Genomic DNA, 14,937 nt, shown 5'->3' with positions numbered 1-14,937 from the left:
GGCGGATTATTGTCAGCATATATCCTTCAGGTATGTAGGGTAAGCGAGCCTTCGGTACGGAGTAGAGTCATAACATGGCAAAAGATAAGAAACGTGGGTTTTTCTCCTGGCTGGGGTTTGGCCAGAAGGAAAAGGAAGAAGAGCAACAGCAACCTGAGCAGCCGGTAGAGCAGGCGGAGCCTCAGGCCGCGGAGACACCGGCTGAACCGGCCACCGCCAAGCTGGATGACAAGCTCCCCGCCCAGGAATCTGAACCTGCCGCCTCCGTCGACACCCCGGGAGAGTGGGATAGCGGCCAGGCCGGCGAACCCATCGCGGAAAACCTGCCGGCGGCGGCCGAACACCCGACGGCGCAAGCGTTGGCCGAAGAGATTGTCAGCGTGACCGAGCAGGTAGTGGCGCAGCAGCAGCCGGTCGTCGAGCCCGAGCCGGTGGTTGAACCCGAGCCGGTCGTTGAACCCGAGCCAGTTGTTGAGCCTGAGCCGGTTGTCGAGCCCGAGCCGGTTGTCGAACCTGAGCCGGTCGTCGAGCCAGAGCCGGTCGTTGAACCCGAGCCGGTCGTCGAGCCCGAGCCGGCCGTCGAGCCAGAGCCGGCCGTTGAACCTGAGCCAGTTGTTGAGCCTGAGCCGGTTGTCGAGCCAGAGCCGGTCGTTGAACCTGAGCCGGTCGTTGAACCCGAGCCGGTCGTTGAACCTGAGCCAGTTGTCGAGCCAGAGCCGGTTGTCGAGCCTGAGCCGGTCGTTGAACCCGAGCCGGTTGTCGAGCCCGAGCCGGTTGTTGAGCCCGAGCCAGCCGCTGAGCCCGAGCCGGTCGTCGAACCAGAATCGGAGCCGGAAGAAGAAGCGCCGCTTGAACCTGTGGTGCTGGCCGCTGCGCAAGAGCAGGAGCGGCCGACCAAAGAGGGTTTCTTCGCTCGCCTGAAGCGCAGCCTGCTGAAAACCAAGCAAAACCTCGGCTCCGGCTTTATGGGGCTGTTCCGCGGTAAAAAGATCGACGACGACCTGTTCGACGAGTTGGAAGAACAGCTGCTGATCGCCGATGTCGGCGTGGAGACCACGCGCAAGATCATCACCTCCCTGACCCAGCACGCCAGCCGCAAGCAGCTGAAAGACGCCGAAGCACTGTACGGCAAGCTGAAGGAGGAAATGTCCGAAATTCTGGCCAAGGTCGATCAGCCGCTGGATGTCAGCGGGAAAACCCCGTATGTCATTCTGATGGTTGGCGTGAACGGCGTGGGTAAAACCACCACCATCGGCAAGCTGGCGCGCCAATTCCAGGCGGAAGGCAAGTCGGTGATGCTGGCGGCGGGGGATACTTTCCGCGCCGCGGCGGTGGAGCAGCTGCAGGTGTGGGGCGAACGCAACCGCATTCCGGTGGTGGCGCAGCATACCGGGGCGGATTCCGCTTCGGTGATCTTCGATGCGGTGCAGGCCGCCAAGGCGCGCGGCATCGATGTCTTGATCGCCGATACAGCCGGCCGTCTGCAGAACAAATCGCACCTGATGGAAGAGCTGAAGAAGATCGTCCGCGTCATGAAAAAACTGGACGACCAGGCCCCCCATGAGGTTATGCTGACGCTCGATGCCAGCACCGGCCAGAATGCGGTCAGCCAGGCGAAATTATTTAATGAGGCCGTGGGCTTAACCGGCATCACGCTGACTAAACTGGACGGTACCGCCAAGGGCGGGGTGATCTTCGCCATCGCCGATCAGTTCGGTATCCCGATTCGCTATATCGGCGTCGGGGAAGGCATCGAAGATTTGCGGCCGTTTAAGGCTGACGATTTTATTGAGGCACTTTTTGCCCGAGAGGATTAATACGGATGATTCGCTTTGAACAGGTCAGTAAAGCTTATCTGGGCGGACGGCAAGCGCTGCAGGGGGTCGATTTCCATCTGCGCCCGGCGGAAATGGCGTTTCTGACCGGCCATTCCGGCGCGGGGAAAAGTACCCTGCTGAAACTGATTTGTGGTATCGAACGGCCCAGCGCCGGCCACATCTGGTTTGGCGGCCACGACATCAGTCGTTTGAAAAACCGCGAGGTGCCGTTCCTGCGTCGGCAGATCGGCATGATCTTCCAGGATCACCACCTGCTGCTGGATCGCACGGTGTATGACAACGTGGCGATGCCGCTGATCATCGCCGGCGCCAGTACCGAAGACATCCGCCGCCGCGTCTCCGCCGCGCTGGACAAGGTCGGTTTGCTGGATAAAGCGAAGAACTTCCCGATTCAACTGTCCGGCGGTGAGCAGCAGCGCGTGGGCATCGCCCGTGCGGTGGTGAACAAGCCGGCGGTGTTGCTGGCGGATGAACCGACCGGCAACCTGGACGACGCGCTGTCGGAAGGCATTCTGCGCCTGTTTGAAGAATTCAACCGCGTCGGCGTCACCGTATTAATGGCGACGCACGACACCGGGCTTATCGCCCGCCGCAATTACCGCATCCTGACGCTGAGCCAGGGCCGCATGCAAGGGGGCGCTCACCATGGCCAATAACGCAAAAACCGCCAAGAGCAAGGCGCTGCGCGGCGGCTGGCGCGAGCAGTGGCGTTACGCTTGGATGAACGCCATCAAAGACATGCTGCGCCAGCCGTTGGCGACGCTGTTGACGGTGATGGTGATCGCCATCTCCCTGACGCTGCCGAGCGTGTGCTACATCGTGTGGAAAAACGTCAGCACCGCGGCCAGCCAGTGGTACCCGACGCCGCAGCTGACGGTCTACCTGGATAAATCGCTCGACGACGACGCGGCGCTGAAAGTGCTCGACGCCATCAAGGCGGAAGCCGGCGTGGAGAAGGTGAATTACCTGTCGCGTGAAGAAGCGCGCGGCGAGTTCCGCAACTGGTCGGGCTTTGGCGGCGCGTTGGACATGCTGGAAGAGAACCCGTTGCCGGCGGTGGCGATCGTTACGCCGAAGATGAGCTTCCAGAGTTCGGATACCCTCAACACCCTGCGCGATCGCGTGGCGGCGGTGCAGGGCGTGGAAGAAGTGCGTATGGATGACAGCTGGTTTGCCCGCCTGGCGGCGCTGACCGGGCTGGCGGGCCAGATCGCGGCGATCATCGGCGTGCTGATGATCGTGGCGGTGTTCCTGGTGATCGGCAACAGCGTGCGTCTGAGCATCTTCAGTCGCCGCGACACCATCAACGTGATGAAGCTGATCGGCGCCACCGACGGTTTTATCCTGCGGCCGTTCCTTAACGGCGGGGCGATGCTCGGCTTTGCCGGCGCGCTGCTGTCGCTGGTGCTGTCCGGCGCGCTGGTGTGGCAGCTGGAGTCGGTAGTCGCCGGGGTAGCCAAGGTGTTCGGCACCACCTTCACCCTGCACGGGCTGGGCTGGGACGAGGCGCTGTTGCTGCTGATCATCTCCGCGATGATCGGTTGGATCGCCGCCTGGCTGGCGACGGTGCAACATTTACGCCGATTTACACCACAGTAAGATTTTTTTGGTATACTCTTCTCCTGCTGCTTTTGATCGCGTTGCGGGAGAAGAGTGACCTCAAGCGAAGTCAGCACAACACCTCTCTTCTTAGCGCACAAATTCCCTATCGGCCTGCACTCTCGTCACGTATTGTCAGCAACAATGCTTGCAAAAAAGGGTGAACTTTTAGGGCGGAGTACGGTCAAAAATTGCAGCAAATGTTAAGGTGCCCGGCGTGTGGAACCGCTTTTGCTTCAGCAACTGCCGTAGAATCAATCATTTCCCCGCTGTAATAATCACCTGCATGATTTTGTATTCTCATAGAGAGGGTTTGAATGACCAAAGAAATGCAAACTTTAGCCTTAGTACCCCAAGGTAGCTTGGAAGCCTATATCCGGGCAGCCAACGCCTATCCGATGCTGACGGCAGAGGAAGAGCGGGAGCTGGCTGAACGGCTGCATTATCAGGGCGATCTGGATGCCGCTAAGCAGCTCATCCTGTCTCACCTGCGCTTTGTCGCTCATATTGCCCGCAACTATTCAGGCTATGGTCTGCCACAGGCGGATCTGATTCAGGAAGGCAATATCGGCCTGATGAAAGCCGTTCGCCGCTTCAACCCTGAAGTCGGCGTGCGTCTGGTTTCCTTTGCGGTGCATTGGATTAAGGCGGAAATCCACGAGTACGTATTGCGCAACTGGCGCATCGTGAAAGTGGCGACCACCAAAGCGCAGCGCAAGCTGTTCTTTAACCTGCGCAAAACCAAACAGCGTTTGGGCTGGTTCAACCAGGACGAAGTGGAACTGGTGGCCCGCGAGCTGGGCGTAACCAGCAAAGACGTGCGCGAGATGGAATCTCGCATGGCGGCGCAGGACATGACGTTCGATCCGACTCCGGACGACGAGGCCCGCGATGGCCAGTCGATGGCGCCGGTGCTGTACCTGCAGGACAAGAGCTCCGACTTCGCTGAAGGCATTGAGGAAGATAACTGGGAAAGCAACGCCGCAGACAAACTGGCCTATGCGCTGGAAGGTCTGGACGAGCGCAGCCAGCATATCATCCGCGCCCGCTGGCTCGACGACGACAACAAGTCGACGCTGCAGGAGCTGGCCGATCAGTACGGCGTTTCCGCCGAACGCGTGCGCCAGCTGGAAAAGAACGCCATGAAGAAATTGAAAATGGCGATCGAAGCCTGAGTCGATGCGATATTCGAAAAAAAAGCCCGGCAAGCCGGGCTTTTTCATGCCTGAAATTCGGCGTTATGGCGCCACGGCGGTAAAGTCCGGCGCCGGGCAGTCGTAGCCGAATTTCGCCGCCCACGGGTAGCGAGTGCCGGTGTTAATGTAGCGTTGATAAAGCGCCCGGCCGGTCTTGGCGTCGCGCTTGATAACCCAGCTGGCGGCGTTACACAGCACGGCGGCATAGGCCTGGCTCTTCGGCGGCAGCAGATCGGCCGCCTGTTGCGCCAGCCCCACCGCCTGCCAGCGATAGTGCAGGAAACGGTTGTCCTGCGCCGGCAGCGCCGCCTTGGCGCGCGCCGCTTCTGCGCTGTCGATCCAGCTTTTATGCTTCAGCTCGCGAGTATCGAACGCATCCCCCAGATAGGAATAGCCGGCGCCATAGATGGCGTAATCCGGCGTCATCTCATAGCCGGTAAACTCCAGCCCCTGGGCGCGCAGCAGGTTGGCCGCACGATAGTAAGCTTGCGCGCGCGCCAGCGGCGCGGCGGATTTGTCCTTGGCGGCCTTCAGCTCATCGGCGTACTGCTGCGCCGCTTGCCGGTAGTTAGGGATATCGAAATAGGCCTGCGCTTCCGCGGCCCGCCCGGCGCGCATCAAGCGCCGCGCCAGCAGTTCGCGCAGCTGCACTTCCGGCGTGATTTGCTGGCCGCCACCGTAGTCGTCCGGGTTAACCGGCTTGAGCGGCGTCGTCGGCGCCGGGGCGTGCTTATCGACAAAGTCTTTCAACTCATCGACGGTCAGCACGCGCTCTGCCACATCGGCCACGTCGGCCCAGTAGATCGCCTTGCCGCGATACAGCAGGTCCATCGCCTGCAGATAGTCGCCGCGGTTCAGCGCCAGAATAGCCTGTTCGCCGGCCACCCGGCACTCGGGGACGATGGTTTCCGCGACGAAGTCGGCGTTGCGCTGTTCGCCCCAGCTTTCGTCGGCGGGGAACGCGCTTGCCGCCTTGGCGTAGGCGGCGGTGGCGGCTTTCACGTCGCCGTCGCGCAGCGCCATTTTGGCGCGCAGCCACCACGCCAGGCCACCGTCGCCGGCGTTTTTCAGCAGGCTCGCCGCCATCGGGTACTGCCCGGAGCGGTAGGCCAATGCCGCCAGCCGATCGCTGCCGGCGAAGCCGCTTTTCACCGTGCCGTCCAGCAGCGTCAGTATCTGGCTGATGATCTGGGCAGAGCGGCCGTTGCCGTCGGTATCCGCCATTTGCAGGTTGCCGCTGCGGGCGAACAGCTCAATGGTCACCAGCTGCTGGATCAACGGATCGCCGATAATCTGTTTCAGCGTTTCCAGATGATCGGGATTGACCAGGTAGCTGGAGACGTACTGCAGCGACTGCCCGCCGCTCGGATCGCCCTGCGCCGCCTGCTGTGCGTACAGGTGGGCAGCGGGGGCGACGTCACCCAGCCACAGGTGGATGCGCGCCTGCTGCCCGAGGCTGCTTAGCGCCAGCTGGTCGGGATCGGCGGCGCCGCTTTTCACCCGATCGATCACCTGCTGGAACGCCGCCAGCGCCTGTTCAAGTTCGGCTTTAGGCGGATGCTCGGCGGCGGGGGCCGCTTCACCCGATTCATTCACCGGCGTACCGTGGTCAGCCATCAACACCCGCCCAAGCGAATACTGCGCCCGCAGCCCCCAGTCGCCCTGTTCGGCGGCCGGGAGCTTCAGCACCTGCTGGAAATAGTCTGTGGCGCGCGGATCATGGCTGGCGAAAGCGACGGCGCCCAGTTGATAAAGGCGTGCGGCGTTGGACAACCCCTGCGTATTGACGGCGTCAGCCTCTTCCACCGTTTTGGCGGCGCGCATTTTGCCGATCGCCACCGTTTCCGGCGACTGCGGCATCGGTTTCGGCGGCATCGGCGGCGGGGGGGCTTGCCAGTGCGGCAGCTGTTTATCCGCCGGCACCAGCCGGCCGGCTTCGAAGGCGAAATTGCCCTCCGGCATATACAGCAGGGTGCCGTTGCGGTCGATCAGCAGCCGGTTAGGGAAATCCGGGCCGCAAGCATAGCCGCTCAGCGGCAGCGCGGCGCCGATCAGCATGGCCAGCGGAAGAAGGCGGCGGGTGTTCCGTGCCGCGCGCGTATCAAGGTGTGACAAGGGTGCCTCCTGGCGTCAGTTGTTGGCAGCGTAGCCAGCCCAGCGGCCGGGATTGCCCGGCGCGCAGCTGATCGCCGCTGATGCGAATAAAGCGTTGCCGCTGCGGTGCGGATTCCAGCCGGTAGTTGCTGACCGCGTCCGCCGCCAGGCAGTCGTCGGCGCGGATGGCCACCTCTTGCGGCAGCGGGGCGTCCACCGGCCCGTTGTTATGAATTATCAGATCATACAGCCCGTTTTGCTGTGGCTGAGGCCTAAATTTTATCTGCCAGTCGACGTTCAGCGGCTGCCGTTCGATCACCGCTCGCAGCGTGGTGAGCGACCAGGCGCGCCGATCGTCCGCCAGCGGCAAGCGGAACCAGATAATGCCGCGCAGCCGGGGCGGCGTTTGCTGCGCCAGCGTCTGCAGAAAATCGGCGATCTGCTGCGGCGCAACCGTCAGCTCGCGGCCGTTGCCCGCCACGCGCAGCGAGGACTCGCTCTCCACCTGCGCGCCCTGCGCATCAAACCCCAGCAGCGCCATGCCGTAGGCCGGCAGCGCGACGCGAAACGGCTTCGGTGTGACGGCGGCGTACTGCCGCACCCAGCGCAGCGCCAAGGAGCCGTCAAACAGCCCCTGCTGCGGCGAGAGCACCGCATGTACCTGCAGGACGGAGCTGTCGGCCTGTTGCAATACGCCGGACAGGTCGGGCGAGCCGATCCAGGCCGGCAGGGCGGTGATGCCGAGCTGCAAAGCGGCGGGCAGCCGTTGGCGCAGTTGCTGCAGAAAGCGTTGGTAGTCCGGCAGGCGGGCGGTGGCGGCGTCATGATCGATCTCGACGCCGGTGACGGGCAGCCCGGCCGCCTGCCAGCGCTGGGTGAGCGCCTGCAGGCGCTGGATAATGGCCTCTTGGTCCAGCTGCGGCAGCTGGCCGTCGAGGCGCGCCACCAGCCAGAGCGGGCGGCCGTCCTGCCGCAGCAGGCTGAGATCGGCCGGGATCTCCCGCCAGCCCTCGCGCGGATGTACCTGCAGCGCCAGCACGCGCAGCCCACTGAACAGATCGCGGCTGTGCGCCAGCGCATCGGCGTGCTGCGGCGTCCAGACCCGCTGCCAGATATAAACCTGCTGATCCCAGCCTGAGGCCAGGCGCAGCGCCTGCTGGCGCCCGAGGAGCGCGGCCGCCAGCCCCAGCGCAATCAAGATCAGCGCCGCCAGCCGGCGTTTCATTTTTGCCAGAGATCGCCCTGCGGTGCGAAGCCGCAGGCGCGCATGAAGTTATCGACTTCCCCGCGTTCGCGCGGCGCCAGGCCGGCGGTCGACAGCTGCCAGTGGGCGATCTGCGGCAGCTGACGCTGCGCATCCTGTACCAGGTAAAGACCGACGCCGCGGCGGCGCGTCACTTCGCGTACCAGCAGGTCCTGCAGCTCGGCGCGGTCGTCCTGCAGCGCGATTTTCACCGCCCCCAGCAGCCGCTCGTTGAAGCGGGCGGCGAACAGCGCCTTGCCGTCGCTCAGCCAGCTCTGCCACTGTTCCGGCTGCTGGTGCGGCCAAATTTTACCGAGGTCGATAAGGTCTTGCGGGGACAGCGCGGTCAGGCGCTCGATGGTCAGTTTCATGCAGAATTTCCGCGCAGCTAAATGATGCCGACAGTGTAATAGATCTTGTGCAGAGCGTTGTGTAAGTTTTTCTGTACGATTACTGTGCAATATGTTTTTTGCACGGGGCATTTTCCGAGTAAATAGTTAGTAAACGGATTGTTATCCAGCACAACGCACTACGCCTCAAGGTAAAGAGCGCAGATTTAATTCGAATTTTATCCTGTTTACACCGCTTGTTTCTGCCTGATGAAGTTGATTTGCAGAAGAAAATTCCTGTTTAATGGCATGAAAAATAAAGTCTTATTAGAAAATAATGCCAACAAAGCGCCTAAATCATTATTACTTATAACAAAAGCGGTCAATAACGATCCGGTGCAGGCAAACACAACAGGTACGTTCACAACGACAGATGGGGATTTGCGGATGAAATTAACAACAGGTAAGGCACTACTGGCGGGTTGTATTGCGATGGCCATGAGCCAGGCGGCCATGGCGAAAGACATCAAGGTGGCGATCGTCGGGGCGATGTCCGGTCCGGTCGCGCAGTATGGCGACATGGAGTTTACCGGCGCGCGCCAGGCGATTGCCGACATCAACGCCAAGGGCGGCATCAAGGGCGACAAGCTGGTCGGCGTGGAATACGACGACGCCTGCGACCCGAAACAGGCGGTTGCGGTCGCCAATAAGGTGATCAACGACGGCATTCGCTACGTGATCGGCCACCTGTGCTCCTCTTCCACCCAGCCGGCGTCCGATATTTATGAAGACGAAGGCGTGATCATGATTACCCCGGCGGCCACCAACGCCGATCTGACCACCCGCGGCTACAAGATGATCATGCGCACCACCGGCCTGGACTCGGATCAGGGCCCGACCGCCGCCAAATACATCCTCAGCGACATCAAGCCGAAGCGCATCGCCGTGGTGCACGACAAGCAGCAATATGGCGAAGGCCTGGCGCGCTCGGTGCGCGACAGCCTGAAAAAACAGGGCACCGAAGTGGCGATGTTCGAAGGCATCACCGCCGGCGACAAAGACTTCTCCACCCTGGTGGCGCGCCTGAAGAAAGAGAATATCGACTTCGTGTATTTCGGCGGTTACTACCCGGAAATGGGCCAGATCCTGCGCCAGGCCAAGCAGGCCGGGTTGACCACCCGCTTCATGGGGCCGGAAGGCGTGGGCAACTCCTCGCTGTCCAACATCGCCGGAGCCGCTTCGGAAGGCATGCTGGTGACGTTGCCGAAACGCTACGATCAGGTGCCTGCCAACCAGCCGATCGTCGATGCGTTGAAAGCCAAGAAGCTGGATCCGACCGGCCCGTTCGTCTGGACCACCTATGCCGCGCTGCAGTCGCTGACCACCGGCATGGAGCGCAGCGGCAGCCAGGAGCCGGCGGACATCGTCAAGGATCTGAAAACCGGCAAGCCGGTGGAGACCGTGATGGGGCCGCTGAGCTGGGATGACAAGGGCGATCTGAAAGGCTTCGAGTTCGGCGTGTTCGAGTGGCATGCCAACGGCACGTCCACACCGATCAAATAAGCCATAATGATTAGGGTGGGGCGCGGCTCGCTGCGCCCGGCGGGTCGGCTTGCCGGCCCCGTCTCCCTTTACCCGCCGGTTCTCCGCCGGCGGGTTTCGCAGCCAAGGGTTCAGAGTATGTCAGAGCAACTCCTCTATTTTCTGCAGCAGATGTTCAACGGCTTAACGTTGGGCAGCACCTATGCATTGATCGCCATCGGTTACACCATGGTTTACGGCATCATCGGCATGATCAACTTCGCCCACGGCGAGGTGTACATGATCGGCAGCTATGTCTCCTTTATCGTGATCGCCGCCCTGATGATGCTCGGCATCGACGTCGGCTGGTTGCTGATCGGCGCCGCGTTTCTGGTCTCGATCGTCATCGCCAGCGCCTACGGCTGGAGCATCGAGCGGGTGGCCTACAAGCCGGTGCGCAACTCCAAGCGCCTGATTGCGCTGATCTCAGCCATCGGCATGTCGATATTCCTGCAAAACTACGTCAGCCTGACGCAGGGCTCACGCGATCTGGCGCTGCCCAGCCTGGTGACCGGCCAGTGGGTGCTGGGGGAAAGCAATGGCTTCGCCGCCACCATCAGCACCATGCAGCTGACCATCTGGCTCGTGACCTTCCTGGCGATGCTGGCGCTGACGCTGTTTATCCGCTATTCACGCATGGGCCGCGCCTGCCGCGCCTGTGCGGAAGACCTGAAGATGGCCAGCCTGCTGGGCATCAACACTGACCGGGTGATCTCGCTGACCTTCGTCATCGGGGCGGTGATGGCGGCGGTGGCCGGGGTGTTGCTCGGCCAGTTCTACGGCGTCATCAACCCTTACATCGGCTTTATGGCCGGCATGAAAGCCTTCACCGCCGCGGTCCTGGGCGGCATCGGCAGCATTCCCGGCGCGATGATCGGCGGCCTGGTGCTGGGCGTGGCGGAAGCGCTGACCTCCGCCTATCTCAGCACCGAATACAAAGACGTGGTGTCGTTCGCGTTGCTGATCGTGGTGCTGCTGATCATGCCGACCGGCATCCTCGGGCGTCCGGAGGTTGAGAAAGTATGAAACTCAATCTGCTCAATGCGCTGATCGCCACGGCGGTGCTGTTCGTGATGGCGTCGTTCCTGATGGGCATGCAGCTTAGCCTGGACGGCACCAAGCTGGTGGTGCACGGCGCGGCGGAAGTGCGCTGGATGTGGATCGGCATCGGCTGCGTCATCGTCTTTTTCTTCCAGCTGTTGCGCCCGCTGCTGCAACAGGGATTGAAAAAAGTCTCCGGCCCGGCGTTCGTGCTGCCGAGCTTCGACGGCACCACGCCGCGGCAAAAGCTGCTGGCGGCTCTGCTCATCGTCGCGGCGGTCGCCTGGCCGTTCCTGGTGTCGCGCGGCACGGTGGATATCGCCACCCTGACGCTGATCTACGTGATGCTGGGCCTCGGCCTCAACGTGGTGGTGGGCTTGTCCGGTTTGCTGGTGCTCGGCTACGGCGGTTTCTACGCCATCGGCGCTTACACCTACGCGCTGCTGAATCACTATTACGGCCTCGGCTTCTGGGAGAGCCTGCCGCTGGCGGGCATCGTCACCGCCGCCTTCGGCTTCCTGCTCGGTTTCCCGGTGCTGCGGCTGCGCGGCGACTATCTGGCGATCGTGACGCTCGGCTTCGGTGAGATCGTGCGCATCCTGCTACTGAACAATACCGAGATCACCGGCGGGCCGAACGGCATCAGCCAGATCCCGAAACCGACCTTTTTCGGCCTGGAGTTCAACCGCAGCGTGCGCGACGGCGGTTGGGATACCTTCCATAACTTCTTCGGCCTGAAATACGATCCGAGCGATCGCATCATATTCCTGTATCTGGTGGCGCTGCTGCTGGTGGTGCTGACGCTGTTCGTCATCAACCGCCTGCTGCGCATGCCGCTCGGGCGCGCCTGGGAAGCGCTGCGCGAAGACGAGATCGCCTGCCGCTCGCTGGGCCTCAGCCCGACGCGCATCAAGCTGACCGCCTTTACCATCAGCGCCGCTTTCGCCGGGTTTGCCGGCACGCTGTTCGCCGCGCGCCAGGGCTTCGTCAGCCCGGAATCTTTCACCTTCGTCGAATCGGCCTTCGTGTTGGCGATCGTCGTACTGGGGGGCATGGGCTCGCAGTTCGCGGTCATTCTGGCGGCGATCCTGCTGGTGGTGTCGCGCGAACTGATGCGCGATCTGAATGAATACAGCATGTTGCTGCTGGGTGCGCTGATGGTGTTGATGATGATTTGGCGGCCGCAGGGGCTGCTGCCGATGAAACGGCCGCAGCTGAAGCTGCAGGCGGCGGATATTCACGCGGGCAAGGGGGAGCAGGCATGAGCGTTCAACCTTTACTGCAGGTGGAGGGCCTGTCGATGCGTTTCGGCGGGCTGCTGGCGGTCAACAACGTGGCGTTGACGCTGAACGAAGGCGAAATCGTGTCGCTGATCGGCCCCAACGGCGCCGGTAAGACCACGGTGTTCAACTGCCTGACCGGTTTTTACCGCCCGACCGGCGGCACCATCAAATTGCGCGATCGCCACCTGGAAGGGCTGGCGGGGCAGGCCATCGCCCGCATGGGCGTGGTGCGCACCTTCCAGCACGTGCGGCTGTTCCGTGAAATGACGGTGATCGAAAACCTGCTGGTGGCGCAGCATCAGCACCTGAAAAGCGGCGTGTTTGCCGGGTTGCTGAAAACCCCGGCCTTCCGCCGCGCCGAAGCCGAAGCGCTGACGCACGCGGCGGAGTGGCTGGAGCGCGTCGGCCTGCTGGAGATGGCCAACCGTTCGGCGGGCAACCTGGCCTACGGGCAGCAGCGGCGGCTGGAGATCGCCCGCTGCATGGTGACCCGGCCGGAGCTGCTGATGCTGGACGAACCGGCCGCCGGCCTCAACCCGAAAGAGACCGACGAGCTGGACCACCTGATCGTCGAGCTGCGCGATCGGCATAAGGTATCGGTGCTGCTGATCGAGCACGACATGAAGCTGGTGATGGGCATCTCCGACCGCATTTACGTGGTGAATCAGGGCACGCCGCTGGCGCAGGGCACACCGGCGGAGATCCGCAACAACCCGGACGTGATCCGGGCTTATTTGGGCGAAGAATAATATGTTGTCATTCAATCAGGTATCCGCCCACTACGGCAAAATTCAGGCGCTGCATCAGGTCAGCCTCACGATAAGCCAGGGTGAAATCGTGACGTTAATCGGCGCCAACGGCGCCGGTAAAACCACGCTGCTCGGCACTCTGTGCGGCGAGCCGCGCGCCAGCGAAGGCAGCATCGTCTTCCAGGGTCAGGACATCACCCAGTGGCAAACCTCGCGCATCATGCGCGAAGCGGTGGCGATCGTGCCGGAAGGGCGGCGCGTCTTCTCGCGCATGACGGTGGAAGAAAACCTGGCGATGGGCGGCTTCTTCGCCGATCGCCGGCAGTATCAACAGCGCATCGAACGGGTGTTCACTCTGTTCCCGCGCCTGCTGGAGCGCCGAAGCCAGCGCGCCGGCACCATGTCCGGCGGCGAACAGCAGATGTTGGCCATCGGCCGCGCGCTGATGAGCCAGCCGAAGCTGCTGCTGCTCGACGAGCCCTCGCTCGGGCTGGCGCCGATCATCATCCAGCAGATCTTCGACATCATTCAGCAGCTGCGGGAAGAGGGCATGACCATCTTCCTGGTGGAGCAAAACGCCAATCAGGCGCTGAAATTGGCGGACCGCGGTTATGTGCTGGAAAACGGCCGCGTGGTGTTGGAAGATACGGGGGCTGCATTGTTAGCCAACGAAGCAGTGAGGTCGGCGTATCTGGGCGGTTAATCCGCTCCCCTACGAATTAAAATAATCAGGTACGAGAAGAAGAAATGAAGACAGAAGGGTTACTCGCGCAGCGCATCGTTAACGTAAAAAGTTCGGCCATCCGTGAATTGCTTAAACACAGCAAGATGGAACACGTCATTTCGCTGGCGGGCGGCATCCCCTCTGATGCGCTGTTCGATTTCGAAGGATTGAGCATCGCCACCCAGCAGGCGATCACCGAACAGCCGAAAAGCGCGTTCCAGTATGGCCTGACCGAGGGCAGCCCGCTGCTGCGTGAGCGCATTTGCGCGCTGTGCGCCGAGCGCGGCGTCACCGCTGGTGCGGAAGAGGTGATGGTCACCGCCGGCTCGCAGCAGGCATTGGATTTGGTGATGCGCGCCATCGTCAACCCCGGCGACGTGTTCGTGGTGGAGCGCCCGACCTACCTGGCGGCGCTGCAAACGCTGGAGCTGGCGGAAGCCAACATCATGTCGGTCTCGTCAGACAGCGACGGTATGGTGGTGGAAGAGCTGGCCGAGCTGCTGAAAACCCAGCGCATCAAGGGCGTGTACGTGGTGCCGAACTTCGGCAACCCCAGCGGCATCACCCTGAGCGCCGCGCGCCGCGAACTGCTGGTGAAACTGGCCGCTGAACATAACTTCCTGATCATCGAAGACGATCCGTACGGCGAGCTGCGTTTCACCGAAGAGCGTCACCCGACGCTGCATCAGGTGTCGCAGCGGGTGCTGGGCAACACCGACCACATCATTTATACCTCGACCTTCTCCAAGATCCTGGCGCCGGGTCTGCGGTTGGGCTGGGCGATCCTGTCGCCGTTCCTGCTGCATAAAGTGGCGATCATCAAGCAGGCGGCGGATCTGCACGCCAGCGCGCTGTCGCAGAGCATCGTCGAATGCTACCTCGGCCTGGATCGACTGCCGGCGCAGATCGACAAGATCCGCGCCGCCTACAAACAGAAGGGCGAGATCCTGGCCGGATTGGTGGAGCAGGAGCTGGGCGACTACATCACCTTCGATAAGCCGAAGGGCGGCATGTTCCTGTGGGCGCGTTTCCGCCAGCCGTTCAACGCCACCGAATGGCTGAATACCACGATGCAGCAGGGCGTGGTGTTCGTGCCGGGGGAATACTTCTTCTCCGACAACCCGGATCGTTCGACCTTCCGCCTGTCGTTCGCCACCGCCACCGAGCAACAAATGCAGGAAGCGGTGGCGCGCCTGCGCCGTTCGCTGTAATCCCCGCGGCGGCGGAGCGTATGCCCGCCGCCGACATCAAACTGCCATC

13 protein-coding genes are annotated in these 14,937 nt (G+C 62.2%); 10 read left to right on the top strand and 3 right to left on the bottom strand.

Annotated features, from left to right (window positions below; all coding sequences use genetic code 11):
- Positions 1 to 74 precede the first annotated feature (74 nt).
- The 4 genes from ftsY (at position 75) to rpoH (ending at position 4,612) form a co-directional block, all read left to right on the top strand.
- Positions 75 to 1,817 carry a signal recognition particle-docking protein FtsY gene (gene ftsY, locus ACJ8MK_RS20050; RefSeq protein WP_442518007.1) on the top strand — a complete coding sequence of 581 codons (1,743 nt, stop codon included), beginning with the start codon at positions 75 to 77 and terminating at the stop codon, positions 1,815 to 1,817.
- Between the two features lie 5 nt (positions 1,818 to 1,822).
- Positions 1,823 to 2,494 carry a cell division ATP-binding protein FtsE gene (gene ftsE / locus ACJ8MK_RS20045; RefSeq protein WP_004934337.1) on the top strand — a complete coding sequence of 224 codons (672 nt, stop codon included), beginning with the start codon at positions 1,823 to 1,825 and terminating at the stop codon, positions 2,492 to 2,494.
- Positions 2,484 to 3,437 (top strand): permease-like cell division protein FtsX, encoded by a 954-nt coding sequence (gene ftsX / locus ACJ8MK_RS20040; RefSeq protein WP_033636680.1) that lies wholly within the window; start codon positions 2,484 to 2,486, stop codon positions 3,435 to 3,437. Before ftsE ends, ftsX begins: the two co-directional genes overlap by 11 nt.
- A 317-nt stretch (positions 3,438 to 3,754) precedes the next feature.
- Positions 3,755 to 4,612, top strand: coding sequence for an RNA polymerase sigma factor RpoH (rpoH, locus tag ACJ8MK_RS20035; RefSeq protein ID WP_004934345.1), 858 nt, complete (start codon positions 3,755 to 3,757; stop codon positions 4,610 to 4,612).
- Between the two features lie 63 nt (positions 4,613 to 4,675).
- Here rpoH and ACJ8MK_RS20030 read toward each other — a convergent pair whose 3' ends face one another.
- From ACJ8MK_RS20030 to panM, 3 genes are read right to left on the bottom strand one after another with little or no spacing between them, the layout of a single operon-like run.
- Positions 4,676 to 6,691, bottom strand: a complete 2,016-nt coding sequence (locus tag ACJ8MK_RS20030; protein WP_442518021.1) for a hypothetical protein — start codon at positions 6,689 to 6,691, stop codon at positions 4,676 to 4,678.
- Between the two features lie 43 nt (positions 6,692 to 6,734).
- Entirely contained in the window at positions 6,735 to 7,952 is a 1,218-nt protein-coding gene (locus ACJ8MK_RS20025) for a DUF3142 domain-containing protein (protein WP_442518006.1), read from the bottom strand.
- Positions 7,949 to 8,341 carry an aspartate 1-decarboxylase autocleavage activator PanM gene (panM, locus tag ACJ8MK_RS20020; RefSeq protein ID WP_033655138.1) on the bottom strand — a complete coding sequence of 131 codons (393 nt, stop codon included), beginning with the start codon at positions 8,339 to 8,341 and terminating at the stop codon, positions 7,949 to 7,951. The genes ACJ8MK_RS20025 and panM overlap by 4 nt, the downstream gene beginning before the upstream one ends.
- A gap of 405 nt (positions 8,342 to 8,746) precedes the next feature.
- Here panM and ACJ8MK_RS20015 point away from each other — a divergent pair, with 405 nt between their 5' ends.
- From ACJ8MK_RS20015 to ACJ8MK_RS19990, 6 genes are all read left to right on the top strand, one after another.
- Positions 8,747 to 9,862, top strand: coding sequence for a branched-chain amino acid ABC transporter substrate-binding protein (locus tag ACJ8MK_RS20015; protein WP_033636684.1), 1,116 nt, complete (start codon positions 8,747 to 8,749; stop codon positions 9,860 to 9,862).
- Between the two features lie 117 nt (positions 9,863 to 9,979).
- Entirely contained in the window at positions 9,980 to 10,906 is a 927-nt protein-coding gene (livH, locus tag ACJ8MK_RS20010) for a high-affinity branched-chain amino acid ABC transporter permease LivH (RefSeq protein WP_015376290.1), read from the top strand.
- A complete protein-coding gene (locus tag ACJ8MK_RS20005; protein WP_033636685.1) occupies positions 10,903 to 12,186 on the top strand; it encodes a high-affinity branched-chain amino acid ABC transporter permease LivM in 1,284 nt (427 codons plus the stop codon). Before livH ends, ACJ8MK_RS20005 begins: the two co-directional genes overlap by 4 nt.
- Positions 12,183 to 12,953, top strand: a complete 771-nt coding sequence (gene livG / locus ACJ8MK_RS20000; protein ID WP_033636686.1) for a high-affinity branched-chain amino acid ABC transporter ATP-binding protein LivG — start codon at positions 12,183 to 12,185, stop codon at positions 12,951 to 12,953. The genes ACJ8MK_RS20005 and livG overlap by 4 nt, the downstream gene beginning before the upstream one ends.
- 1 nt (position 12,954) lies before the next feature.
- The gene (gene livF / locus ACJ8MK_RS19995; RefSeq protein ID WP_442518005.1) at positions 12,955 to 13,656 is read left to right on the top strand and encodes a high-affinity branched-chain amino acid ABC transporter ATP-binding protein LivF; all 702 of its coding nucleotides are present in this window, start codon (positions 12,955 to 12,957) and stop codon (positions 13,654 to 13,656) included.
- Between the two features lie 44 nt (positions 13,657 to 13,700).
- Positions 13,701 to 14,888 (top strand): aminotransferase-like domain-containing protein, encoded by a 1,188-nt coding sequence (locus ACJ8MK_RS19990; RefSeq protein WP_442518004.1) that lies wholly within the window; start codon positions 13,701 to 13,703, stop codon positions 14,886 to 14,888.
- Positions 14,889 to 14,937 lie beyond the last annotated feature (49 nt).

Origin of the sequence: Serratia sp. CY38905, assembly GCF_052168875.1 — a bacterium.
In the GTDB taxonomy this organism is placed as follows: domain Bacteria; phylum Pseudomonadota; class Gammaproteobacteria; order Enterobacterales; family Enterobacteriaceae; genus Serratia; species Serratia sarumanii.
The sequence above is the reverse complement of the archived record's forward strand: the minus strand, read 5'-3'. Positions and strand labels throughout refer to the sequence as shown.